This window comes from Polynucleobacter sp. Latsch14-2 (assembly GCF_018881925.1).
Classification (GTDB): Bacteria; Pseudomonadota; Gammaproteobacteria; order Burkholderiales; family Burkholderiaceae; genus Polynucleobacter.
Window position 1 is genome coordinate 1 of sequence record NZ_JACVPL010000013.1, and the last position, 25544, is coordinate 25544.

Here is a 25544-nt window from a genome sequence, read left to right on the forward strand (position 1 = left end):
TTTAAAACCACCCCTACCGGAGAGGTAATGCTCAATGACTACTAGCTTGAACTCTTTGCTGTATTTGGACATGAGACTGACCCTGTTGAGTTGGATTGGGTGTCCAACTTTTGTGGGTCAGTTCAAATTCTCTAGGCCTTTTTTATTGCACATACCTTACTTTGTCGCCTCTAGCCCATGGGTGAGGTGTTTGCGCATTGCTAGCTCCGCCGCAATCGCATCGCGCTTTAATATTGCCTGCAGTATTGCTCGATGCTCAATGAGCGAGTTTTGTAGACGGCCAGCGCGACTCAGTGAATCCCTCCGCTGTAGCTTTAATACTTTTCTGAGGTCTCCAATAACCTCATTCATCCATTTATTGCCTGCAATTTCTTGGATGAGATCATGAAATTTCACATTTACATCAAAAAATTGCTCCACATCACGATCTGCAGCGGCTTTTTCTAGCCGATGATGCAGGTTATCAAGATTGGTCAGATCTTCCTCTGTGGCTTTGGCAGCCGTTTCTCTGGCAGCTTGCCCCTCAAGCAAGGCGAGAACTGTAAATATTTGCTCCAGATCGCCCCTGTCAACCTCGGTGACATAAGCCCCGCGGTTCATTTTTGTTGTAACGAGCCCCTCTGAAGCCAATACTTTTATAGCTTCTCTCATTGGGGTCCTGCTAATTCCAAACTGCTGCGCAAGACTCTGCTCGTCTAGCCAGCTTCCTGGCGCCAGCTCATGAGCGAATATTTGAGTGCGAAGACGTTCTGCAACGTCCTCATATAAGGGTCTATTAATCAGTTTTGCATTCATAATTATGTATACAGTATCTAGACAAATGGAAAAATGTCAAGCAAAATGGCAAAACCATATTATTAATAAGCAATAAAGCCAACTGGGAGTGCTTTATGAGTAGTAGCGATAAAAAGTCTGCGTCTAGTGCCTGGCCTAAAGTTCAAGAGACGAATATAGATTCTTGGAACAAGGCTGCTCAAAAGTCTGCCCCTAAGGGTAATGTAGAAGATTTGGGTTGGAAGACTCCCGACGGTATCCATCTAAAAGCCCTCTATACATCTAAAGATACCGAAGGCTTGCAATACGCAAACTCCTTGCCCGGATTTGAGCCTTTTGTCCGAGGGCCTCAGGCAACGATGTATTCAGTGCGCCCTTGGACAATTCGCCAATACGCCGGTTTTTCAACCGCTGAAGAATCTAACGCGTTTTATCGCAAGGCCTTAGCTGCAGGTGGCCAAGGTGTTTCGGTTGCATTCGATCTGGCAACACACCGAGGCTACGATTCGGATCATCCGCGGGTGACTGGTGATGTTGGTAAGGCTGGTGTAGCAATAGATTCGGTTGAGGATATGAAGATTCTGTTTGATGGGATCCCCTTAGATAAAGTTTCAGTATCAATGACGATGAACGGTGCCGTACTCCCGGTTTTGGCTGGATATATTGTTGCGGGCGAGGAGCAGGGTGTTAAACAGGAGCAGTTATCTGGCACGATTCAGAACGATATTCTGAAAGAGTTCATGGTGCGTAATACCTATATCTACCCACCAGAACCTTCTATGCGCATCATCGGTGACATCATTGAATACACCGCCAAAAACATGCCTAAGTTCAACTCGATTTCAATTTCGGGTTATCACATTCAGGAGGCGGGGGCTAATCAAGTCTTAGAGCTAGCATTTACACTTGCTGACGGCAAAGAGTATGTAAAAACAGCGTTAGCAAAGGGTCTTGATGTTGATGGCTTTGCAGGTCGACTCTCTTTTTTCTTTGCGATGGGGATGAACTTTTATCTAGAGGTCGCAAAGCTAAGGGCTGCACGCCTTTTGTGGTGGCGCATTATGAAGTCATTTAACCCTCAAAATCCAAAGTCCTTGATGTTGCGCACACATTGCCAAACATCGGGTTGGTCCCTTACAGAGCAGGATCCCTACAACAATGTCGTCAGAACGACCATTGAGGCAATGGCTGCAGTTTTCGGCGGCACACAATCTTTACATACCAATTCATTTGATGAGGCTATCGCATTACCATCTGAGTTCTCGAGTCGTATTGCGCGTAATACGCAATTAATTATTCAAGAAGAGACCCACATCACCAGCGTAATTGATCCATGGGCCGGCTCTTACATGATGGAGAATCTCACGCAAGAAATGGCTGATAAGGCCTGGGAAATTATTCAAGAAGTCGATGGTATGGGTGGCATGACTAAGGCCGTTGAGAGTGGCTGGGCTAAACTTAAGATAGAAGCGGCTGCGGCTGAGAAGCAGGCTAAGATTGATTCTGGGTCTGATGTCATTGTGGGTGTAAATAAATACAAACTCGACAAAGAAGATTTGGTTGACGTTCGTATGATTGATAACGACCAAGTTCGCGACAGTCAGATTGCTCGTCTTAATGCCATCAAAGCGAAGCGTGATGTTAAAAAAGTTGCAGATGCACTAAGTGCATTAACAAGAGCTGCTGAAGAAAACACCGGTAACTTATTAGAGTTGGCTGTCGATGCTATTCGACTCCGCGCTACTGTTGGCGAAGTTTCTGATGCATTGGAAAAAGTTTACGGGCGCCATCGCGCCGATACTCAAAAGGTGAGCGGTGTGTATGCAGCAGCTTATGACTCAGCTGAAGGCTGGGAAAAACTTAAAGTAGAGATTGCCGAATTTGCAAAAGATTTTGGTCGTCGCCCTCGTGTAATGATTGCTAAGCTAGGCCAGGACGGACATGACCGAGGCGCTAAAGTGGTAGCCACTGCTTATGCAGACCTCGGTTTTGACGTTGATATTGGTCCCTTGTTCCAAACGCCAGAGGAGTGTGCACGTCAAGCCATCGAGAATGATGTGCATGCACTTGGGGTATCTACATTAGCAGCCGGTCATAAAACTTTGGTTCCAGCCATCATCGCTGAGCTTAAAAACCAAGGTGCCGATGACATTATTGTGTTTGTGGGCGGGGTTATTCCTCGTCAGGATTATGAATTTTTGTATGAGGCTGGCGTTAAAGGCATTTATGGTCCAGGTACACCCATTCCAGCTTCTGCCAAGGACGTACTCGAGCAGATTCGCAAGTCAGTAAAACTAACTTAAACAGGAATCGTTGAAGATGCTCAACGCCGCTGATGAGGCACTAGTAAACGATCTTACCGGTCTCCCATCGCCCGCTCAGCGTCGTGCATTAGCAAAAATTATTACCCTGCTAGAGTCAACGCGCTTAGATCATCGGCACCGCGCTGATGAGGTTCTTAATACATTGCTGCCTAGTACTGGTAAATCTTTTCGTTTGGGGATTTCTGGTGTCCCAGGTGTTGGTAAGTCCACTTTAATTGAGTCTCTTGGCCTTTACTTGATAGCAAAAGGGCATCGAGTAGCTGTATTGGCGATTGACCCTTCATCGACCATTTCAGGCGGTTCTATCTTGGGCGATAAGACACGCATGGAGCGACTATCTGTATTGGATGGTGCATTTATCCGACCAAGCCCTTCATCCGGCACGCTGGGTGGGGTAGCGGAGAAGACTCGTGAGGCAATGCTCGTGGCAGAAGCTGCGGGATTTGACGTGGTCATAGTTGAAACGGTTGGCGTAGGTCAGAGTGAAATTGCTGTAGCTGGTATGACGGATATGTTTTTGCTTTTACAGCTTCCTAATGCTGGTGATGATTTACAGGCGATCAAAAAGGGCGTGATGGAGATTGCTGACTTGATCGTTATCAATAAAGCGGACATCGACCCCGATGCTGCTATGCGTGCGCAACTATTTATTACTAGCTCTCTACGTCTCTTAGGCTTTCAGGGAAATCCTGAGCATGCTTCGCATGAGCATGACTATTGGCACCCATTGGTTCTTTGTATGAGTGCACTACAAGGAGTTGGCATATCTGAGCTCTGGGAAAAAGTACTCCAGTTTCAGAAATTACAAAATGCAAATGGGTTACTGCAAGCTAGGCGCACGCAACAATCAGGCTCTTGGATGTGGGATCGCATCGATGCAGGATTAAAAAATGCTTTTAGCAATCATCCAACTGTGCAAGCTCTTCTGCCCGGCTTAAGTGAACAAGTTAATCAGGGAACCATAGCCGCCTCTGTTGCTGCGAGACGTTTACTTGAAGCAATGGGTCATGAATTTTTCTAGGGAGTAAATATGAAGGATATTATTCAACAGCTTGAAGCAAAACGCGAGCTAGCCAGACTAGGCGGCGGTCAAAAGCGTATTCAGGCTCAACATTCAAAAGGCAAATTAACGGCGCGTGAGCGTATTGAGCTATTGCTAGATGCGGGTACCTTTGAAGAGTGGGACATGTTTGTTGAGCATCGTTGCCATGATTTTGGAATGGGCGATCAAACCGTTCCAGGAGACGGAGTTGTTACTGGCTACGGCATGATTAACGGTCGCTTAGTGTTTGTATTTTCACAAGACTTTACTGTTCTGGGTGGCTCATTATCCGAAGCGCATGCTGAGAAAATATGCAAGATCATGGACCAGGCTCTTAAGGTTGGCGCACCTGTGATTGGTTTAAATGATTCTGGCGGAGCTCGCATCCAAGAGGGTGTAGCTTCTCTAGGCGGGTATGCAGAGATTTTTCAACGCAACGTTACAGCCTCAGGGGTCATTCCACAAATTTCATTGATCATGGGGCCATCTGCAGGTGGTGCAGTGTATTCACCTGCATTGACGGACTTTATCTTTATGGTTAAAGATAGTTCCTATATGTTTGTTACTGGCCCAGAGGTTGTTAAGACTGTGACGCATGAGGACGTAACGGCTGAAGAATTAGGCGGAGCTGTCACGCATTCAACCGTGTCGGGTGTTTGCGATTTAGCTTTTGAGAATGATGTTGATGCCATTATGATGTTGCGCCGTTTCTTTAATTATTTGCCATTATCAAATCGCGAAAAAGCGCCAATGATTCATGGTGCAATGCGAACTGAGGAGCCAGATTTTTCGTTGGATACCTTAGTGCCATCCAACCCAAATCAACCATACGATATGAAGGAGTTGATTTCAAAGATTGTGGATGATGGCGAGTTCTTTGAGTTGCAACCTGATTATGCTAAGAACATCCTCATAGGCTTTGCTCGTATGGAGGGGCGTTCAATTGGGATCGTCGCTAACCAGCCTTTAGTTTTGGCTGGCTGTTTAGATATTAAAGCCTCGATTAAAGCGGCCCGCTTTGTTCGTTTCTGTGATGCGTTCAACATTCCAGTTGTCACGCTGGTCGATGTACCCGGATTTATGCCTGGTACCGCGCAAGAATACGGCGGCATTATTAAGCATGGTGCCAAGCTACTCTATGCATACGCTGATTGCACCGTTCCTAAGGTTACTCTGATTACTCGTAAGGCGTATGGTGGAGCCTATGATGTGATGGCTTCTAAGCATTTGCGTGGCGACGTGAACTTTGCTTGGCCATCTGCAGAAATCGCCGTGATGGGCCCCAAAGGAGCTGTTGAAATTATTTTCCGTGAAGAAAAGTCGGATCCCGAAAAGATTGCAGCCCGCGAAGCAGAATACAAAGCCAAGTTTGCAAATCCATTTGTTGCAGGACGTCGTGGCTATATTGATGATGTCATTTTGCCTCATGAGACCCGTAAACGTATTTCACGCTCACTAGCAATGTTGAAGGATAAGGAACTGAAGAATCCTGCTCGTAAACACGGCAATATTCCTCTTTAAGGCTAAATAATCATGACTACGAAAATGTTTAAGAAAATTTTGATTGCTAATCGTGGCGAAATTGCTTGCCGTGTGATGAAAACAGCACAGAAGATGGGGATTAAAACTGTTGCGGTATATTCTGAGGCTGATAAAGAAGCTCGTCATGTTCAAATGGCTGACGAAGCAGTTTGTATTGGGCCGGCACCTTCGCGAGAATCTTATTTGCTGATGGAGCGCATCATTCAGGCGTGCAAAGACACTGGCGCGCAAGCTGTGCATCCAGGCTATGGATTCTTGTCTGAGAACGAGCAATTCGCTAAACGCTGCGAAGAAGAGGGCATTGTTTTTATCGGTCCGAAACACCAATCTATCGCGGCGATGGGCGATAAAATTGCCTCGAAAAAACTCGCACTTGCAGCCAAAGTAAACACAATCCCCGGCCACAATGAGGCAATTGCTACGACTGAAGAGGCCGTTAAGATTGCTCAAGGCATTGGTTACCCGGTAATGATTAAGGCATCGGCAGGAGGTGGCGGCAAAGGCTTGCGCGTTGCCTTTAATGACAAGGAGGCTGCCGAAGGGTTTGCTGCTTGCAAGACTGAAGCAATGAATAGCTTTGGAGATGATCGTATTTTTATTGAGAAATTTGTTGAGGGTCCGCGTCACATTGAGATTCAAGTTCTTGGCGACTCTCACGGCAATGTAGTCTATCTCAATGAGCGGGATTGTTCGATTCAACGTCGCCATCAAAAAGTGATTGAAGAAGCGCCATCACCTTTTATCGACCCTGAAACACGCAAGGCAATGGGGGAGCAGGCTGTAGCTCTTGCCAAGGCTGTGAACTATCAATCAGCGGGTACAGTAGAGTTTGTCGTCGGCAAGGACAAGTCGTTCTATTTCCTCGAGATGAATACAAGACTGCAAGTGGAGCACCCGGTCACTGAAAATATCACTGGTATTGACCTAGTTGAGCAAATGATTCGGGTGGCGGCCGGTGAAAAACTCACTTTTGAGCAAAAAGACATTAAGTTGGATGGTTGGTCAATCGAATGTCGCATCAACGCAGATGATCCATTTAGAAACTTTTTACCATCAACTGGGCGTTTAGTTAAATATCGCCCCCCTGAAGAGGTTGGTGGCGTTCGCGTCGATACCGGGGTCTACGAGGGCGGAGAAATCCCGATGTTCTACGACTCTATGATTGCCAAGCTTATCGTTCATGGCAAGAATCGTGCAGAAGCAATTGAAAAAATGCGTTCAGCTTTAAATGATTTTGTGATACGCGGCATTCACTCTAACATTCCATTTCAGGCTGCTCTATTGCAGCATCCTAGATTTGTATCAGGTGATTTCACAACTGGGTTTATTGTTGAGGAGTACCCCGCAGGTTTTAAGACTGATTCAGTCCAACCTTCTGATTCAAAGCGCTTGGTTGCTTTAGCAGCATTTATGCGGTATCGCTACCTTGAGCACATTAAGATGATTGATGGCCAGTTGGCTGGTCATGAAATGACGATTGCTAAACAATTTGTTGTGGTTACCGGAAGTCGAGTCGGGTCTAGAGAGAATCCCATTGAAATTCCAATTCGCGTCGAACTAAAAGACTCAACATATTCTGTTTATATTGATGATGCTGATGGTGTAAGTCGCTACGATATCGTAAGCAACTGGCGCCCAGGTGAAATTTGCTTACGCGCTACTATCAATGGCACTAGCAAGGTTACTGCTCAAGTGGAGCGTCGCGGTGGGAAGTATTTCCTTGTGCTGGATGGCGCACAGTATGAGTGCATGGTTTTGAGCCCACTTGGGGCAGAGTTGCAGCGCCGCATGCCTGTTAAGACACCTCCCGATACTTCAAAATTAATCATGTCGCCTATGCCTGGATTGCTGACGAATATTTCCGTCAAAGTTGGAGAATCGGTCACTGCTGGTCAAAAATTAGCCGCCATTGAAGCTATGAAGATGGAGAATACGTTGACTGCTACTCAGGATGGCGTGGTCGCTGAAATTTGTGCGAATGTCGGAGAAAGCTTAGCTGTCGATCAATTAATCATTCGTTTTGCGTAGGAATTATGACTAAACCTTTTAAAATTTTGGGCATACAACAAATTGCCATTGGCGGTGAGAGTAAAGACCGCCTCCGTAAGCTATGGGTAGATTTATTAGGTTTTGAATATAAAAGTACCTTTATTTCTGAGCGCGAGAATGTAGATGAAGATGTTTGCGCCATTGGTTCTGGCGCCTACGAGATTGAGGTTGATCTCATGCAGCCGTTCGATATTGATAAAAAACCTGCCGTTCATCAGACGCCACTGAATCATATTGGCTTATGGGTTGATGATTTACCTAAAGCTGTTGAGTGGCTATCCGCAAATGGAATGCGCTTTGCTCCAGGTGGAATTCGAAAAGGTGCCGCTGGGTACGACATTACTTTTATCCATCCCAAAAGTAATGATGAGTTTCCAGTTTGTGGAGAGGGCGTTTTGATCGAGTTAGTACAAGCCCCTGCTGAAGTTATTGCAGGCTTAAGCTCATAGAGATTATCAGTTGACGCGCTTACTCGCAATCGATACTTCATCGGCTTGGTGCTCAGTTGCACTGTCAGTCGATGATAATCAGCCTATAGTGTTGCATCAAAAAGTTTCAGCTGGGGCAAGCCAATTAGTGTTGCCCTGGGTTGAGTCATTACTTCATACGGCCCAATTGGAGCTGGCCTCACTTGATGCTATTGCAATTGGTGTTGGCCCTGGCGCCTTTACTGGCGTGAGGCTTGGTGTTGCAGTTGCGCAGGGATTAGCGGTGTCCGCTAATTTGCCTGTAATTCCGGTTATTAGTCTTGATGCTATTGCGGCTGAGTTGGTTCAAACCCCGCATTTTTTAGCCCTCAAACCCAATCGATTCATTGTGACTTGTGATGCCCGGATGGATGAGGTTTACTGGGCACAGTATCAATCTACCCCTTCAGGCTTTATCCGCTGTGGTGATATTCATTTGTCCTCACCAGAAAAAGTTGACTTAGATGACGTTGAATTTATGGCAGGTAGCGCTATTGATGCATACGGGGATCGATTGTTAGGACATGTAAATAAATCATTTACTGTTGGATCTATTGACTCTCAAATTGGCGTGAGCGCTCTAGGCATCCTTTCTTGCGCAACCCTAGCTTGGGCCCAGGGTTTTGCTCAGGATGTTCATCTACTTGAACCTGTTTATATTCGCAATAAGGTTGCCTATACAGCTAGCGAACGTAAACAAACCCATTCCTGAGTTTGGACGAAAATATGACTCAGGATTTGCAGCGTACTGAAGTACTAAGAGAAGGTGGTGAAGAGCTTTCTTTTATCCCGATGCTACCTGTAGATCTTGATCAAGTCCTCGCAATTGAACTTGTTTCACATATACACCCATGGACTCGAGGTAATTTTTCTGACTCCTTGGCTGCAGGTCATTGGGCATATTGCATTCGCCCCAAAGTTGATTCGGTTATCAAAGGCTCCTATCTCGATCCGCAGGCCTTATGGGCTTATTGCGTATTATTTCCTGCGGTTGATGAGTTGCACTTACTCAACATTACCGTTGCTCCAGGATTGCGCAGGAAGGGTATTGGAGTTCGCATGATGAATGCGATTGAATCTGTTGCCGCTCAACAAGGGATGCCGCGAATTATTCTTGAAGTTAGGCCATCCAATTTGGCAGCAGTCAATATGTATGGATCCATGGGTTATGAAGTAATTGGCACACGTAATAACTACTATCCTAATAATCCCAATACTGGCCTACGTGAAGATGCAACAGTGATGGCAAAATCGATTAATCTAGCACTATGAATACATCAATAAATTCAAACTTCTTAAAAGAGATGGGCATCACTGAATGGGTCCCCCGTGAGCTGCCAGTCGTTTTATCGCCTGATGAGCCGGCTCCTCAAAACCGTGTCCCTCAAAGTGCACATCCAAGCAATTTACCGGAAAAGTCCTCTATGGGCACCTGGTGGTTTTTTGGAGGCAAGCCACAGGGTGATGCCGAAGTCCTGTTTCAAAACGTCATCCGGACTTTGGGATTGTCTCCAAACGAGTGGGAATGGAAAAACCCATCTGATAATTTAAGCGCCCTGAATACCTCTGCGAATCGTCTACCAACCGTTGCTGTCGCTTTTGGTGAGAAGGCGGCTCAAAAATTATCTGGTGAACGCGATTCACTCCCGGAGCTTAGGGAAACTGTTTTAGCTTTGGATTGCCAACTTGAGGATGAGATACCTCTTATTGCCTCATTTGATTTGTCTTATCTTCTTTCCAAGCCGGGAGAGAAAGCGTTGCTCTGGCAGGATTTACTTCTTGCGAGATCGGTGTTACAAAATATTTGATCTAGATATTGCTGCGTTTAGTGCTTGTGTTCGCCGATAAGGTGCATTGAGTCATATTCTGCTTGATTTGCAATGTGACGCTTAATTACCAGCCACATAATTAGGCTCACCGTTAAGCCAAAGCCAATAATCACATACTGAACAGATGCATCAAGCCAAATTAACAGTGAATAGACTAATAGCATCATTAGAACGGAAATATTTTCATTGAAATTTTGTACGGCAATGGAATGACCCGCAGACATTAGTACATGCCCGCGATGTTGCAAAAGAGCATTCATGGGGACAACAAAATACCCAGCAAGCCATCCAACTAAGAGTAATAAGAAATATGCTGGAAGCAAATTGAGTGAGACTTCCAGTTTTCCAACAGTTAATAGCACTATGTCAGGCAACATATTGGAGTTATAGAGTGCCATAACGCAGACGACCAAGCCCATTGCAATTCCATAAGGTAAAACATTCAATGAGCTACGTAATGGTACGCGCCAAGCAGCCCAGACCGCTCCTGCAGCAACACCAACGGCCGAGATCGCCTGCAATATTGCGCCCTGAGATAAGTTCATGTGTAGCGCAACCTGAGCCCATTTGATAACAATAAATTGCAAAGTAGCACCAGCACCCCAGAATAAGGTGGTTACCGCTAGGGAAATCTGACCAAGACGATCACTCCAGAGTGTCTTAAAGCACACGGCAAAGTCTTTGACTAGCTCTATTGGATTTGTTTTTTGGGTTACGTATCGAGCTCCGGTATCGGGAATGCGAAGATTAATGAGTGCCGCGATGACATAAAACATCATGATGACTAAAATTGCAGATTCAGCTGGTGTATCGATACCAGTATCAAGGGCTGGCATATCAAAACTTAATAAGCTCTGAGAAACCGTGCTGCTTATTAAAATTCCTCCAAAGACGGTTCCAAAAATAATCGAGCCGACAGTAAGTCCTTCAATCCACCCATTAGCAGCTACTAATTTTTCAGGGGGGAGCAATTCAGTCAAAATTCCGTACTTAGCCGGTGAATAGGCGGCGGCCCCCAGACCGACAATCGCGTATGAGATGATTGGATGTCCACCTAGCAGCATGGCGGCACAGCCGACGAATTTGATCGTATTGGTAATGAACATGACATTGCCTTTGGGGCGGGAATCCGCAAAGGCGCCAACAAAAGCCGCAAGGAGTACGTAAGAAAGCACAAAAAAGAGTTTGAGCAGGGGCGTCATCCAGGCCGGCGCGTTGAGCTGGACCAAGAGGGCAATTGCCGCAATTAGCAGGGCGTTATCAGCAAGCGACGAAAAAAATTGCGCCGCCATAATGATGTAAAAACTACGGTTCATTCGTACAATCTAGTCATTGACACAATTAAAACATGAAAGGAGGGGTGGATATGGACGTTTCAGATAATAGCCTGATTAATAGACCAATTTTGGCATCTATATCCACCGAGGCCTTTCGCCATAATTTAACTCGCGTGAGGGAGCTTGCGCCAGAGTCAAAGATTTGGTCCGTAATTAAGGCTAGATCTTATGGTCATGGCTTTGAAGCTGCATTTAAAGGCTTAGAGGCTACAGATGGCTTTGCTCTTCTAGATATTGAGGATGCCCGATGGTTAAGGGAAAACGGCTGGAAAGGTCGTATTTTATTGCTAGAGGGGCTATTTCACCCAGCAGAAGTGGCAAATGCAGAGGATTTGGCTTGTGATCTGGTGGTTCATTGCGACAGTCAAATTGAGTGGCTGGAAAATTATCAATCTCAGAGCCATAAGAGATTTAGCATTTTTCTCAAAATGAACACCGGTATGAATCGTTTGGGGTTCAACCCTGATAAGTACAGAATTGCATTTCATCGTTTGCACGCATTAGGGCATCAGATGCATCATATGACCCATTTTGCTAACGCAGACCAAGTCAACCAATTGCCGACAGTGGGACAACAACTGGAATGCTTTGAGGCAACCATTGCCGATCTAACGGCACCAACATCCATGGCCAATTCTGCCGCGATTTTATGGCACCGCACAGTCCTAGGTGATTGGGTTAGGCCGGGTATTATGTTGTATGGAGCTTCCCCGACTGGATCTTATAAAGATATCGAGCATGCCAATTTGCAGCCAGTGATGCGCTTACAAAGCGAGATCATTGATATCCAGGAATTAAAAAAGGGTGATCGGGTCGGTTACGGCGGACGCTATCAAGCGCCCGAATCTATGCGAGTGGGTGTTATAGCTTGTGGCTACGCTGATGGCTACCCCCGTCAGGCACCTGATGGAACGCCTGTATGGGTTGAGGGTGGTGCATTCGACGGCGCAGGCGTTGTTTGCCCATTGGTTGGTCGCGTGTCAATGGATATGTTGACGATTGATTTGCGTCAGGCGCCACAGGCCAAAATTGGGAGTCGCGTCGAACTGTGGGGTACTCAAGTGCCAGTCGATGATGTCGCTCAGATGAGTGGCACCATTGGCTATGAACTGATTTGCGCCTTAGCACCTAGGGTAGCTGTTGAAATTAAATAAGTAATGGCTGCGAGTAAGGCAGTAGTTACTTATTCCAAAGTTGCCACCACTCACGTTCTTTTTTGACGCGCTGACCAGTTTGCATTATCTGACTATCTGGGAAGTTCAATACTAAAACCCGATTGGCGTCAGAACTAAGATCCTGCATTCCCAGCCGTTCATAGGACTTCACCAAAATGTATAGAGCCTCTTCAACGGCCGGAGCGCGATCATAGTCACGGATTACAAGCTGTGCTCGATTTGCGGAGGCCAAATAGGCGCCACGTTGAAAGTAGAAACGCGCAACTATTACGTCTGCTTCTGCCAAAGAGTTGACGATGTAGCGCATACGATCTAACGAGTCCGTAGCGTATTTACTATTAGGGAAGCGCTCTACAACAACCTTGAACGATTCAAAAGCCTCTTTGGCTGCCTTCGGGTCTCGCTCACTTAAGTCTTGCCCTGTAAATTTACCTAGCCATCCTAAATCATCATTAAAGGTAATTAAGCCTTTTAAATAGTAGGCGTAATCAAGGTTAGGGCTGCCCTGGAAAAGCTTAATAAAGCGATCAATGGCTACTAGCGCTTGCGCTTGCTCCTGAGCCTTCCAGTAGCAGTAAGCGGCATTAATTTGCGCTTGCTGAGAGTAGGGCCCAAAAGGGAATCGGGCTTCTAGTTTTTCAAAGTATTTGCCGCATTTTGCAAAGTCGGCATCATTTAATTTATCCGTTGCTTCTGAATAGAGTTTTGTTTCGGACCATTTATCTGTATCGTCTTTCTGCCCATCGCTACCAGCGCAACCACTCAACAGAAGGGCGCTGGTGCTCGCAAAGAAGAAAAGAGTCAAAATAAGGGCTCTACGCTTTTGAGGGCTTTTGCCGCTAAATGACTTGATAGCAGCAGCAAGCCTTAAACTAGCGTCTGAAATAACATCTGACATAACTGAAAGGCCTTTTAAGCGTGGCATTGCCGCAAACTCCCGATTCGAATCCTTCTGATTATATCGATGATGAGGATTTCATAGCCATAGAAATTCCTCTGGAAGTCAACGGCGAACGTTTAGATAAGGTTCTAGCTGCCTCTTTGCCCGATTACTCACGAAATCGCCTGAAGGCTTGGGTGGAGGCTGGCGCCGTCACAGTGGACGGAAAAGTTACAAAAGCACGCTATCTGCTTCGAGGCGGGGAGAGTATTAAAGTTTTCCCCCAAGAAATGCCTGAGCAATTTGCCTTTAGTCCTGAAGAAATTGCTTTGGATGTCGTTTATGAGGATGAATCGATCATTGTTGTGAATAAACCGCCTGGCTTGGTTGTGCATCCCGCTGCTGGAAACTGGTCGGGCACACTATTAAATGGACTTTTATTTCGTTACCCAGAGCTTAAGAATCTACCAAGGGCGGGTATCGTTCATCGATTGGATAAAGACACGTCTGGCTTAATGGTTGTCGCCAGAACCGCTTTAGCCCAAACAGCTTTAGTTAGGCAGTTACAAGACCGCACGGTCGGAAGGCGTTATATTGCCTGGGTTTGGGGTGAGGCCCCTACACAGGGAAAGGTTTTGGCTTCTGTGGGACGAGATCAGCGGGACCGGTTAAAGATGGCGGCGGGTTCTGCGCATGGCAAGCCAGCAGCCACCTTATTTAGGCGCCTTGCTAAAGGTGCATATGAAGGATCGCCGATCACTTTGCTGGAATGTCGCCTTGAAACTGGTCGGACACACCAGATACGAGTTCATCTTGAGTCCTTGGGCTACCCCTTGTTGGGTGACCCTGTTTACCGTAAAAAAACTCCTGGTGTCGCAAAGTCACTTGGATTTGAGCGTCAGGCCTTGCATGCCTTTGCATTAAGTTTGCAGCATCCAGTTACTGCAAACATCATCACTTGGTTTAGGTTGCCACCCAATGATTTGATGTTGCTGTTAAATCAAGTTGGGATGGTTGGGGATGATCTGCCACAAGAATCTATTGTGCTGGCCTCCATTAATAGCGATTCAAGCTAATGGCTATCATCAAGCCCGATTGGAGTGCCCCTCTATCTGTTCAGGCTCTCGTAACAACGCGACAAGGCGGGGTAAGTATTGCGCCTTACTCATCCTGGAATCTTGGCGATCATGTTGGTGATGACCCAAAGTCAGTAGCTGCTAATCGTACACTGCTCAGGACGCTCTTACCGGCTAACCCGCTATGGCTTAAACAAGTTCATGGCACCGTTGTGAGTACTCCTGCCAAGCGAAGCCTTTCGCCAAGCGACGCCATTGAGGCAGATGCTGCAATTACCAATCAAGTAAATGAGGTCTTAGCGGTTATGACTGCTGATTGTTTGCCCATATTTTTTAGCAACGAAGAGGGCAACATTGTTGGCTTAGCACATGCAGGGTGGCGTGGTCTCTGTAGCGGGGTTATTGAAAATACAGTTGCCGAACTTCTGCAGTTAATGCCTCATTCATCGGCCAATGAATTGATAGCATGGATGGGCCCAGCTATTGGACCAGACGCCTTTGAGGTTGGGGAGGATGTTTATGCTGCTTTTGCAGAGTCGGGGTTTACGTTTACGTCAAATGCATTTGAAGCTATTTCAGGCAAACCTGGCAAATATTTTGCCAATCTTTATGTTTTGGCACAGGCCAGATTATCTGCATTAGGGGTAAAGCATATTTCTGGAGGAAATTTCTGCACCTTTGCAGACCGTAATCGCTTCTTTTCGCACCGCCGTGATGCCACTTCTGGGCGCTTTGCTTCTCTAATTTGGTTTACTCAGTGACTCACCTTCTCCTATTAACTTCGGGTAATTACTAGCCTAGCCCTTGGGCTAGGGTTAGTGCGTATAACTCTGAAGCTCTTATAGAAGGAGAATGTCTAAATTCAATTTAAGAGATGACTATGTTTGCAGGTATGAATACGGGTGCATCGCCGGCACTAGCACCACATCACATGGCAATGATTCCGCCAGAACGTTTGGCAGAAATTCAAAAAGAATATTTTGCTGAATTAGCTCATCTTGCCACTAACCCAGAAGCAATTGAAGTAAAAGACCGTCGTTTTTCTGGGAAAGCTTGGCACTCCTCTTGGAGTAAAACCATAGCCGCAACTTATTTGCTCAATGCAAAGCACCTTATGGCTTTGGCTAAAGCTGTTGAAGCTGATGAAAAATCCAAACAAAAGATTTTGTTCACAACCGAGCAGATGATTGATGCTTTATCTCCATCTAACTTTATAGCTACCAATCCTGAAGTGTTGGAAAACATTATTAGCTCACAAGGTCAGTCCATACAAAATGGTATCGTCAATTTGCTGGGTGATATGAAAAAAGGCAAAGTCTCTCAGACCGACGAAACTGCATTTGAGGTTGGTAAAAATATAGCCACCACAGAAGGGCAGGTAGTATTTCGTTGTGAGCTATTTGAGTTAATTCAATATACGCCTCTGACTGAGACTGTTTACGAGCGTCCATATTTGATGGTCCCGCCATGCATCAATAAGTATTACATCTTAGATTTACAGCCTGATAATTCTGTTGTCCGCTATATGGTGGAGCAGGGCCATACTGTTTTTTTGGTCTCATGGAAAAATCCTGATGAATCAATGTCCAAGGTAACTTGGGAAGATTATGTTGGCAATGGTGTGATTAAGGCTATTGAAGTAACTAAAAATATTGGCGGTACAGAGCAAATTAATATTCTTGGGTTTTGTGTTGGTGGCACGCTAACAGCTTCAGCTTTAGCTGTCTTAGCAGCTAAAAAGGATGCGTCTATTGCAAGTTTGACCCTATTTACAACTTTATTGGATTTCACAAACACTGGCATCTTAGATGTCTTTATTGATGAAAACATGGTCAAGATGCGTGAAACCAGTATTGGCGGTGAGTCTGGTAAGTTTGGCATGATGTCTGGGCTAGACCTTGGTAACACTTTTTCTTTCTTGCGCCCCAATGATTTGGTTTGGAATTACGTTGTAGAAAATTACCTTAAGGGTAATTCCCCTCCACCATTTGATTTGCTCTATTGGAATGGTGACTCCACAAACCTCCCAGGTGCGATGTACTGTTGGTATTTACGCCATACTTATTTACAAAACGATTTAGTTAAACCTGGCAAGGTAAGTTTATGCGATCAGAAGATTGATCTGGGTAAGATTGATTGCCCAGCATATATCTATGCATCACAAGAGGACCATATTGTTCCTTGGCAGTCTGCATATGAGTCCACGCAAATTCTTAAAGGGAAGAATCGTTTTGTTCTCGGGGCCTCTGGACATATTGCAGGGGTTATTAATCCTCCCGCAAAAAACAAACGCTATTACTTTGAAAACAGCAAGATTGCCAAAACTGGCCCAGAGTGGCTCACGGGCGCAACAGAAATCAAAGGCAGTTGGTGGCCTGATTACACAAAATGGCTCGCCCAGTATGGTGGCAAAAAAATTGCCGCAAGGAAAACATTTGGAAATTCAAAGTATAAAGAATTAGAGGCTGCTCCTGGTAAGTACGTCAAAGAAAAATTAGGTTCAGCGGTTTAATTACTCATAAAACATCATATTTATAAGGGGAAATCCATGTCTCAAAAAGTTGCATATGTAACCGGTGGTATGGGCGGTATTGGTACCGCTATTTGTCAGCGCCTGGCTAAAGATGGCTTCAAAGTTATTGCAGGCTGCGGTCCAAATTCTCCTCGCAAGGATCGCTGGATTGCTGAACAAAAAGCGATCGGCTATGATTTTATTGCTTCTGAAGGCAATGTGTCTGACTGGGACAGTACGGTTGCAGCATTCGATAAGGTTAAGGCTGAGGTAGGCCGTGTTGATGTCCTGGTAAATAACGCTGGCATTACACGCGATAGCGTTTTCCGCAAAATGACTCCCGATGCTTGGAAGGCTGTAATTGATACCAACCTCAATTCTTTATTTAATGTGACCAAGCAGGTGATCGATGGTATGTGCGATAACAATTGGGGCCGAATTATCAACATTTCTTCCGTAAATGGGCAAAAAGGGCAGTTTGGCCAAGCTAATTACTCCACTGCAAAAGCAGGTTTGCATGGATTTACGATGGCTTTAGCCCAAGAGGTCGCTACCAAAGGCGTGACCGTCAACACAGTTTCCCCTGGGTATATCGGTACAGATATGGTCAGGGCGATCCGTGAGGATGTTCTAGAAAAAATTGTTTCTGGCATTCCCGTCAAGCGTTTGGGGACCCCAGAAGAAATTGCCTCTATTTGCTGCTGGATTGCCTCTGAGGACGGCGGTTATGCTACTGGAGCCGATTTCTCCTTGAATGGCGGTATCCATACAGGCTAAACAGAGCCTCTAAGTAGAACATCACATCGGCATATTTACCTTTTGGTCAGACTAGGGATAAACTATGCCGATGTTGCATTGCAGTAGACCTATTTAGGAAAAAATTTATGGTTGCCCGTTCTAAACGAGTTGGTGAAGACCGTCTCATTAAGAAGTATCCAAATCGTCGTCTTTACGACACGCAAACTAGCTCGTATGTCACCTTATCCGATATCAAGGGGCTGGTGATGGCTGGTGAGGCTTTTAAGGTTGTTGATGCCAAGACGGAAGATGATCTGACGCGTAATATTCTGCTGCAGATTATCTTGGAAGAAGAGGCGTGCGGCGCACCTGTTTTCTCAACACAAATGCTTTCTCAAATTATTCGTTTCTACGGTAATTCTATGCAAGGTTTGATGGGTAATTACCTTGAGAAAACTATGCAATCTTTTGTTGATATCCATAACAAATTGGGTGATCAATCAAAAGGGATGGGGGCAGGTAGTAGTCCTGAAGCCTGGGCGCAAATGTTAAATCTACAGAATCCCATGATGCAAAATCTTATGGGTAATTATATGGATCAAAGCAAGGATCTCTTTGTGAAGATGCAGGAGCAAATGCAAGGCTCGCAAAACCTTTTCACAGGTTTTCCATTTGCCGCACAAACCCCTAAAACAGAAAAAGAATAGTTGTGGCTGGTAAGGTGGGTTTTGTTTCCTTGGGTTGCCCCAAGGCTTTAGTTGACTCTGAATTAATTCTGACTCAATTAAGCGCTGAAGGTTATGAAACTTCTAAAGATTATTCGGGCGCCGATCTTGTCATTGTAAATACATGCGGCTTTATAGACTCAGCTGTAGAAGAAAGTCTTTCTGCCATCGGTGAGGCATTGGCTGAGAATGGCAAAGTGATTGTGACTGGCTGCCTTGGCGCTAGAAAAAATGCCGATGGCAGTGATCTCATTAAAACCATACACCCCAAGGTTCTGGCGGTAACGGGACCGCACGCGACTGACGAGGTAATGCAGGCTATTCATCAGCATTTACCTAAGCCACACGATCCTTTCACAGATTTGCTTCCTCCAATTGGCGTCAAGTTAACGCCTAAGCATTATGCTTATTTAAAAATTTCCGAGGGATGCAATCACCGTTGCACCTTTTGCATTATTCCTAGCATGCGCGGTGATCTGGTCTCTAGGCCGATTGGCGAAGTGTTGCACGAAGCAAATAAATTATTTGAATCTGGCGTTAAAGAATTGTTAGTGGTTTCGCAAGACACAAGCGCTTATGGAGTTGATATCCAATATCGCACTGGTTTTTGGGATGGTAAACCTATCAAAACTCGGATGTTTGATTTGGTGAATGCTTTAAATCAAATTGCTCGCAAACATCAGGCGTGGGTGCGACTTCACTATGTTTATCCCTATCCGCATGTAGATGACATCTTGCCTTTGATGGCGGAATTTTCTGAGCATGGTTATGGCGTTTTACCCTACCTTGATATTCCTTTGCAGCATGCTCATCCAGATGTCCTGAAGAGGATGAAGCGACCCGCTAGTGGCGAGAAAAATTTAGAGCGCATACAGGCTTGGCGCGCTTCCTGTCCAGACCTTGTGATTCGTAGCACTTTTATTGCTGGATTCCCTGGCGAGACTGAAGAAGAGTTTGAATACCTGCTCAATTTCCTTGACGAGGCCCAAATCGATCGTGCCGGTTGTTTTGCGTATTCGCCGGTTGATGGAGCTGCAGCGAATCTAATTGAAAAACCTGTTTCAGAGGCAACTAGAGAGGATCGCAGAGCCCGCTTTATGGCTAAGGCTGAAGATATCTCGATTAAACGTCTTGGCAAGAAAGTGGGCAAACGTATTCAGGTCCTCATTGATCGCATTGATGAGGGGGGTGGAGTTGGGCGCACTATTGGCGATGCCCCTGAAATTGATGGTTTAGTGAGGGTTTTACCCCCAAACAAGCCATCAAAGCGCTACCGCATCGGCGAATTTGTCCGCGTGACAGTGATTGGCTCCCAAGGGCATGACCTAATAGCCGAAACTTGAAATTCGCATAAAAATTGAGGTTGAATTACTAAATTTGCTCCAATTGGGGCTCTGCTAAGGGGATTAATATGAGTCGTGATGTCGTTGTATTAAGTGCGGTGCGTTCCGCAATTGGCACCTTTAATGGTTCACTCAGTAGTTTGGAGCCCTCTGAACTCGGTGGCATTGTGATGAAAGAGGCCGTAGCTCGCTCCGGTGTGGATCCAGCTTTAATCAATTACATCACTGTCGGCAATACGATTCCCACAGACAGTCGCTATGCCTATGTTGCTCGTGTAGCCTCTATTCAGGCCGGCCTTCCAATGGAATCTGTTGCGATGGCTTTAAATCGTTTGTGCAGTTCTGGCTTGCAAGCAATCGTAACTACTGCCCAACAAATTATGCTAGGTGACTGCGACTACGGTATTGGCGGTGGTGTTGAAGTTATGTCACGCGGTATGTATGGTTCTCCAGCAATGCGCAGTGGTGCACGGATGGGCGATACCAAGATGCTTGATTTAATGGTCTCTGTTCTAACCGATCCGTTTGGCGTTGGTCATATGGGCGTTACAGCAGAAAATCTTGTAGAGAAATGGAAATTAACACGCGAAGAGCAAGATGCTTTAGCAGTAGAGTCGCATCGACGTGCGGCGCATGCCATTAAAGAGGGTCGCTTTAAATCTCAAATTGTCCCTATTACGATTAAAACCCGTAAGGGTGATGTTGTATTTGATACTGATGAGCATTGCAAGCCAGATACAACAATGGAAACTTTGGCGAAGATGAAAGCGGTCTTCAAAAAAGAAGGTGGTAGCGTAACGGCAGGTAATGCCTCAGGTATTAATGATGGTGCGGCCTTTTTTGTGTTGGCCGATGCTGAAACAGCTAAGAAAGCTGGCCATAAGCCGATCGCTCGCTTAGTGTCTTACGCTGTTGCTGGGGTGCCAAACCACATTATGGGTGAAGGGCCAATTCCTGCCACAAAGCTGGCTCTTGAGCGTGCTGGTTTAAAGTTGGATCAAATTGATGTGATCGAATCTAATGAGGCTTTTGCAGCCCAAGCATTGGCAGTAACCAAAGGTTTAGGTTTGGATCCTGCTAAAACTAATGTGAATGGCGGGGCAATTGCTTTGGGTCATCCAATTGGTTGCTCTGGCGCGGCGATTGCCACTAAGGCTATTCATGAGTTACATCGTGTTAACGGCAAGTACGCTCTCGTGACCATGTGTATTGGTGGAGGGCAGGGAATCGCAACGATTTTCGAGCGTCTATAAACTAAAATAGTAACAAAGCAGCATCCAAGCCGACGAGGTCAAAAGCCGCGTCGGCTTTTTCTTTTACGATCGGTTTTGCTCTATAGGCAATGCTGATACCCACGCCATCCATCATCGGCAAATCATTTGAGCCATCGCCGATTGCGATTGCATTAGCTTTATTGCAATTCATGATGGTACAAGCGCCATGCAAATATGCCGCTTTTGCTGCACCATCAACAATATCACCTAGAACTTTTCCGGTAAGTTTGCCATCGATGATTTCCAATGTGTTGGCTTGGGCTTGCTCAAACCCAAGCTGCTCTTTAAGTCTATCTGTAAAGAACGTAAAACCACCTGATACAAGTAGCGTATAGAGCCCGCGTTGACTTGCACCCGCCAAGAGTTCTGTGGCGCCAGGATTTGGTTGCAGTCGCTCCCTATAAACTGACTCCAATACATCTGCAGAAACACCAGCTAGGAGAGCAACCCTACGTCGCAAGCTCTCTTTAAAGTCTTTAATTTCACCACGCATCGTTGCCTCTGTGATATCAGATACGGCTGTTTTTTTGCCAATGAAATCAGCAATTTCATCAATACACTCAATATTGATTAATGTTGAATCCATATCCATCGCAAGCACTTTCAGCTCTTGCGATATGAAACCCGGGGAAAGAAAAGCAAGGTCCGCAGAATATGTAGCGGCAATGTCGCGCATCGCAACTCGAGCTTCAGGCATAAGCGACGTTGATGATGTCCATCGTGCTGAGAAATATTTAGAATGTCTGGTTGGATTTTGGCTAACTTTAAATTCAATGCCTAAGACTTTGGCATGTTTTGACAGGGCAGGACCCAAATCCTCTGAAATAGGATAGTTTGATATGGAAACTAGGGTTAAGTGTGACGACATTATTCGATCATAATCCGAGTGGCTGGTTAATTGATAGCAGAGCTTGTGAGCATGGCTGATTCATTTAGGCTCCTGAGTATCTTGCGAATATGCTCTACCCGCTGCTCGAGCTTTTCAAAATCACGCTCTTTTTGAGGTAACACCTTCAATCTATCCTGTCCATTGAGTTGAATATATTTAGAAGACTGAATAAGCTGAATAATTTTCATTGGATCAATAGGCGGGTTCGGTATGAACTGAATCTGTATGGAGATTGGAGTTGCATCTATTTTCTTAATACCAAATCCTGTCATTTCTAGGCGCAGTCGATGCGTCTCATAGAAAGATTTCGCTTGTTCCGGAAGGTCTCCAAAGCGATCAACCAACTCTTCACGCAATCCCATTAACTCAGAGAAATCATTGGTACCTGCAAAACGCTTATAAAGTGATAGCCGTTCATGAACGTCGGGGCAGTATGCTTCGGGCAAAAGGGCGGGAACGCCTAGATTAACATCCGTTGTAGCCTGCAATGGTGAAAGCAGGTCTGGTTCCTTGCCGCTCTTTAATGATTTAACTGCTCTATTGAGCATTTCGGTATAGAGCTGATAACCAATTTCGTGAATTTCACCCGACTGTTTATCGCCAAGCACTTCGCCGGCGCCACGAATTTCTAAATCGTGCATGGCTAAGTAAAAACCAGATCCAAGCTCTTCCATTGCTTGAATAGCATTGAGACGCAGTTGGGCTTGTTTGCTTAGTGCCTCTGGGTCGGGGACCAAGAGGTAGGCGTAGGCTTGATGGTGTGAGCGACCAACACGACCGCGCAATTGGTGAAGCTGGGCCAAACCGAATTTATCAGCCCGGTGCATGATAATGGTGTTAGCAGTTGGAACATCAATACCAGTTTCGATAATAGTGGTGCACAGTAAAATATTAGTGCGCTGCGTAACAAACTCTCGCATCACTGATTCGAGTTCCCGCTCATGCATCTGACCATGCGCAACACTAATTCGAGCTTCAGGAATAAGCTCTTGCAAGGCATGCTTACGATTTTCAATAGTCTCAACTTCGTTGTGTAGAAAGTAAACTTGTCCGCCGCGCTTAATCTCACGCAATATTGCTTCACGAATAACGCCATCACCTTCGCGACGCACAAAAGTTTTAATTGCTAAGCGTTTTTGGGGCGCAGTCGCAATGATAGAGAATTCACGCAGTCCTTCCATTGCCATGCCTAGCGTTCTTGGTATAGGCGTTGCTGTTAATGTGAGGATATCGACTTCGGCACGTAAGGCCTTTAATGCATCTTTCTGACGCACCCCAAAGCGGTGCTCCTCATCAACAATCACTAATCCTAAGTTAGAAAATTGGGTTTCTTTTGAGAGGAGTTTATGTGTTCCGATGATGATGTCTGCGGCACCTTTTGAAATCGCCTCAAGCGCTGCGTTGATTTCTTTTGCGGTTCTGAAGCGGGATAGCTCAACTATGCGAACGGGCCAATCTGCAAATCGATTCTTCCAAGTGGCAACATGTTGCTCGGCCAATAGAGTGGTTGGAGCCAAAATGGCTACTTGCTTGCCACCCATAACTGCGATGAAACTTGCTCGCAATGCCACTTCAGTTTTACCAAAACCCACATCGCCGCAAACCAGGCGATCCATGGGCGTACCACTGGTCATATCGCCAATAACCGCTGTAATAGCATTTGCTTGGTCTGGAGTCTCTTCGAAGCCAAAACTCTCAGCGAAGGCCGCATAGTCATGGGCTGAATATTCAAAGGCATGACCTTTACGAATTGCTCGAGCCGCATAAAGTGCCAGCAACTCTGCTGCAGTATCGCGAATTTGTTGGGCTGCTTTACGTTTAGCTTTATCCCACTGACCAGACCCCAGTTGATGTAATGGTGCTGAATCAGGATCTGATCCAGCATAACGTGTCACCATTTGCAATTGCTGTACTGGTACATAAAGCGTAGCATCGCGCGCATAGACAAGATGCAAAAACTCTTCAAATATAGGCATTTCTTTTGGTGGCGCTATATTAAGAAGGACCAAACCTTGGTAGCGACCTATACCATGGTCAGCATGTACTACTGGGTCACCAATCTTGAGCTCCGATAGATCCTTAAATAGCATGTCGGGATCGGCACTTTCACTGCCAGCACTCTTGCGTCGCTGTCGCGCAGTCGCGGTGAATAATTCGGCCTCAGTGATGATGAGTAAGTTTTGAGATGGCCAAGAAAAGCCATTAAAAAGCGATGCAGTTACTAAACCAAATAAAGAATCACTCTTTATAAAATCATCAATACTCTCGAAGTTATCAGGCTTAAGTGGAAAAAGGTTTTTACCATCTTGCCCAATAACACTATTACTTTCATCAAGTAATTGGCGGATAGATTCTTTTCGACCAGCACTATCGCTGCATATCAGAACACGAACAGCTTCTTGCGCTACAGCATTGCGCAATTGATTAACCGGGTCTGCATCACGTCGATGTATTGATATGTCTGGAACGGGTAAAAACTCGCTGGCATCAGTGCTGTCGCGCGTGAGGGTTAAGCGAGCATTGGACTTGAGTCGAATAAAGAACTCATCCGCATCTAAGAACAATTCTTTGGGGGGGAGAATAGGTCTATCGAGATCATGTTTTAAAAATTCATATCTCTGTATAGTGTCTTTCCAAAAACCCTGAATCGATTCCTCGACATCACCAACGCTTAATAGCCAGACCGGATCCCCAGCGCGAGGAAAATAATCAAATAAATTCGAAGATTCATCGAAAAAGAGCGGGAGGTAGGACTCAATCCCGGCGCTAGGTATTCCTAAGTTTGCATCTTTGTAAATCGAGCAACGCGTTGGGTCTCCCTCAAACACCTCTCGCCAGCGACTGCGAAATGCTGTTCTGGAATTGTCATCAAATGGGAACTCATGACCCGGCAGCAGTCGTACCTCTTTAACGGGGTATAGGCTGCGTTGCGTATCTGGATCAAATGCCCGAATTTGCTCTATTTCATCACCGAATAAATCAAGGCGATAGGGGAGGCTGGAGCCCATCGGAAATAAATCAATTAAGCCGCCGCGAATACTATATTCACCCGGACGCATTACTGCGCTGACAGGGTCATACCCAGCCTGTTGCAGCTGTAGTTTTAAGGCTGCTTCATTTAGCTTGTCAGCTTGCCTGAAGAAAAAAGTATGGCCTGACAAGAAATTTGGCGGACCAAGTCTTTGGAGTGCTGTTGTAACGGGAACTAGGACAATGTCACAACTTCCATTAAGGAGCTCATATAGCGTAGCTAAACGCTCTGAAACCAGGTCCTGATGGGGGGAAAAATGATCGTACGGAAGAATTTCCCAATCAGGCAATAGCCTAGCCCTGAGTTTTGGTGCAAAAGCGGGAATTTCCTCTAAAAGCCTCTGCGCATCTTGCGCTTGAGCGCAAAAAATCACCATGACGGAAAAATGATTCCGGTACTTCAGGGCGGATTGGGCTATGAGGGCTGCATCTGCTGAGCCAATCAACCCTGAAAAGGTAAAGCGCTGCCCAACCCGGGGAGCGGGTATGGGGGGTGCTGGATTTAATGCATCAGACATCTGCGCTCATTATAGAATCA

The 25544-nt window shown here is 45.7% G+C and carries 21 protein-coding genes; 16 read left to right on the plus strand and 5 right to left on the minus strand.

Annotated features, from left to right (window positions below; genetic code table 11):
• Positions 1-156 precede the first annotated feature (156 nt).
• Positions 157-795 carry a GntR family transcriptional regulator gene (locus ICN46_RS10195; protein ID WP_216208310.1) on the minus strand — a complete coding sequence of 213 codons (639 nt, stop codon included), beginning with the start codon at positions 793-795 and terminating at the stop codon, positions 157-159.
• Between the two features lie 95 nt (positions 796-890).
• On the opposite strand from ICN46_RS10195, the gene scpA reads away from it, so the two are divergent.
• From scpA to ICN46_RS10235, 8 genes are read left to right on the plus strand one after another with little or no spacing between them, the layout of a single operon-like run.
• Positions 891-3077: a methylmalonyl-CoA mutase gene (scpA, locus tag ICN46_RS10200; RefSeq protein WP_216208314.1), complete on the plus strand. Its 2187-nt coding sequence runs from the start codon at positions 891-893 to the stop codon at positions 3075-3077.
• Between the two features lie 16 nt (positions 3078-3093).
• Entirely contained in the window at positions 3094-4119 is a 1026-nt protein-coding gene (meaB, locus tag ICN46_RS10205; RefSeq protein ID WP_216208317.1) for a methylmalonyl Co-A mutase-associated GTPase MeaB, read from the plus strand.
• 9 nt (positions 4120-4128) lie between these two features.
• Positions 4129-5661: an acyl-CoA carboxylase subunit beta gene (locus ICN46_RS10210; RefSeq protein ID WP_216208320.1), complete on the plus strand. Its 1533-nt coding sequence runs from the start codon at positions 4129-4131 to the stop codon at positions 5659-5661.
• Between the two features lie 12 nt (positions 5662-5673).
• Positions 5674-7710: an acetyl-CoA carboxylase biotin carboxylase subunit gene (gene accC / locus ICN46_RS10215; RefSeq protein WP_255538839.1), complete on the plus strand. Its 2037-nt coding sequence runs from the start codon at positions 5674-5676 to the stop codon at positions 7708-7710.
• Between the two features lie 5 nt (positions 7711-7715).
• Positions 7716-8180 carry a VOC family protein gene (locus tag ICN46_RS10220; protein ID WP_216208323.1) on the plus strand — a complete coding sequence of 155 codons (465 nt, stop codon included), beginning with the start codon at positions 7716-7718 and terminating at the stop codon, positions 8178-8180.
• A 10-nt stretch (positions 8181-8190) separates the two neighbouring features.
• Positions 8191-8910 (plus strand): tRNA (adenosine(37)-N6)-threonylcarbamoyltransferase complex dimerization subunit type 1 TsaB, encoded by a 720-nt coding sequence (tsaB, locus tag ICN46_RS10225; protein WP_216860342.1) that lies wholly within the window; start codon positions 8191-8193, stop codon positions 8908-8910.
• A 14-nt stretch (positions 8911-8924) separates the two neighbouring features.
• Positions 8925-9470: a GNAT family N-acetyltransferase gene (locus tag ICN46_RS10230; RefSeq protein WP_216208326.1), complete on the plus strand. Its 546-nt coding sequence runs from the start codon at positions 8925-8927 to the stop codon at positions 9468-9470.
• Positions 9467-10006 carry a uracil-DNA glycosylase family protein gene (locus ICN46_RS10235; protein WP_216208329.1) on the plus strand — a complete coding sequence of 180 codons (540 nt, stop codon included), beginning with the start codon at positions 9467-9469 and terminating at the stop codon, positions 10004-10006. The genes ICN46_RS10230 and ICN46_RS10235 overlap by 4 nt, the downstream gene beginning before the upstream one ends.
• 17 nt (positions 10007-10023) lie before the next feature.
• Here ICN46_RS10235 and lplT read toward each other — a convergent pair whose 3' ends face one another.
• Positions 10024-11343, minus strand: coding sequence for a lysophospholipid transporter LplT (lplT, locus tag ICN46_RS10240; RefSeq protein WP_216208332.1), 1320 nt, complete (start codon positions 11341-11343; stop codon positions 10024-10026).
• A 74-nt stretch (positions 11344-11417) separates the two neighbouring features.
• Here lplT and alr point away from each other — a divergent pair, with 74 nt between their 5' ends.
• Positions 11418-12518, plus strand: a complete 1101-nt coding sequence (alr, locus tag ICN46_RS10245) for an alanine racemase (protein WP_216208423.1) — start codon at positions 11418-11420, stop codon at positions 12516-12518.
• Positions 12519-12543: 25 nt separating this feature from the next.
• Here alr and bamD read toward each other — a convergent pair whose 3' ends face one another.
• Positions 12544-13464, minus strand: a complete 921-nt coding sequence (bamD, locus tag ICN46_RS10250) for an outer membrane protein assembly factor BamD (RefSeq protein WP_304608840.1) — start codon at positions 13462-13464, stop codon at positions 12544-12546.
• Here bamD and ICN46_RS10255 point away from each other — a divergent pair.
• From ICN46_RS10255 to ICN46_RS10285, 7 genes are all read left to right on the plus strand, one after another.
• Complete coding sequence (locus ICN46_RS10255) at positions 13458-14495, plus strand: RluA family pseudouridine synthase (protein WP_216208335.1); 1038 nt, start codon at positions 13458-13460, stop codon at positions 14493-14495. The genes bamD and ICN46_RS10255 overlap by 7 nt on opposite strands.
• Complete coding sequence (pgeF, locus tag ICN46_RS10260; RefSeq protein ID WP_216208337.1) at positions 14495-15256, plus strand: peptidoglycan editing factor PgeF; 762 nt, start codon at positions 14495-14497, stop codon at positions 15254-15256. Before ICN46_RS10255 ends, pgeF begins: the two co-directional genes overlap by 1 nt.
• 119 nt (positions 15257-15375) lie before the next feature.
• Entirely contained in the window at positions 15376-17007 is a 1632-nt protein-coding gene (gene phaC, locus ICN46_RS10265; protein ID WP_216208340.1) for a class I poly(R)-hydroxyalkanoic acid synthase, read from the plus strand.
• A gap of 36 nt (positions 17008-17043) precedes the next feature.
• The gene (locus tag ICN46_RS10270; protein WP_216208343.1) at positions 17044-17784 is read left to right on the plus strand and encodes a 3-ketoacyl-ACP reductase; all 741 of its coding nucleotides are present in this window, start codon (positions 17044-17046) and stop codon (positions 17782-17784) included.
• Positions 17785-17891: 107 nt separating this feature from the next.
• A complete protein-coding gene (gene phaR, locus ICN46_RS10275) occupies positions 17892-18452 on the plus strand; it encodes a polyhydroxyalkanoate synthesis repressor PhaR (protein ID WP_216208345.1) in 561 nt (186 codons plus the stop codon).
• Between the two features lie 2 nt (positions 18453-18454).
• A complete protein-coding gene (gene rimO / locus ICN46_RS10280) occupies positions 18455-19813 on the plus strand; it encodes a 30S ribosomal protein S12 methylthiotransferase RimO (RefSeq protein WP_216208348.1) in 1359 nt (452 codons plus the stop codon).
• A 68-nt stretch (positions 19814-19881) separates the two neighbouring features.
• Entirely contained in the window at positions 19882-21066 is a 1185-nt protein-coding gene (locus ICN46_RS10285; RefSeq protein ID WP_216208351.1) for an acetyl-CoA C-acyltransferase family protein, read from the plus strand.
• Position 21067: 1 nt separating this feature from the next.
• Here ICN46_RS10285 and serB read toward each other — a convergent pair whose 3' ends face one another.
• Positions 21068-21784, minus strand: coding sequence for a phosphoserine phosphatase SerB (serB, locus tag ICN46_RS10290; RefSeq protein WP_370625537.1), 717 nt, complete (start codon positions 21782-21784; stop codon positions 21068-21070).
• A gap of 197 nt (positions 21785-21981) precedes the next feature.
• Positions 21982-25524, minus strand: coding sequence for a transcription-repair coupling factor (mfd, locus tag ICN46_RS10295; protein WP_216208357.1), 3543 nt, complete (start codon positions 25522-25524; stop codon positions 21982-21984).
• Between the last annotated feature and the right edge of the window lie 20 nt (positions 25525-25544).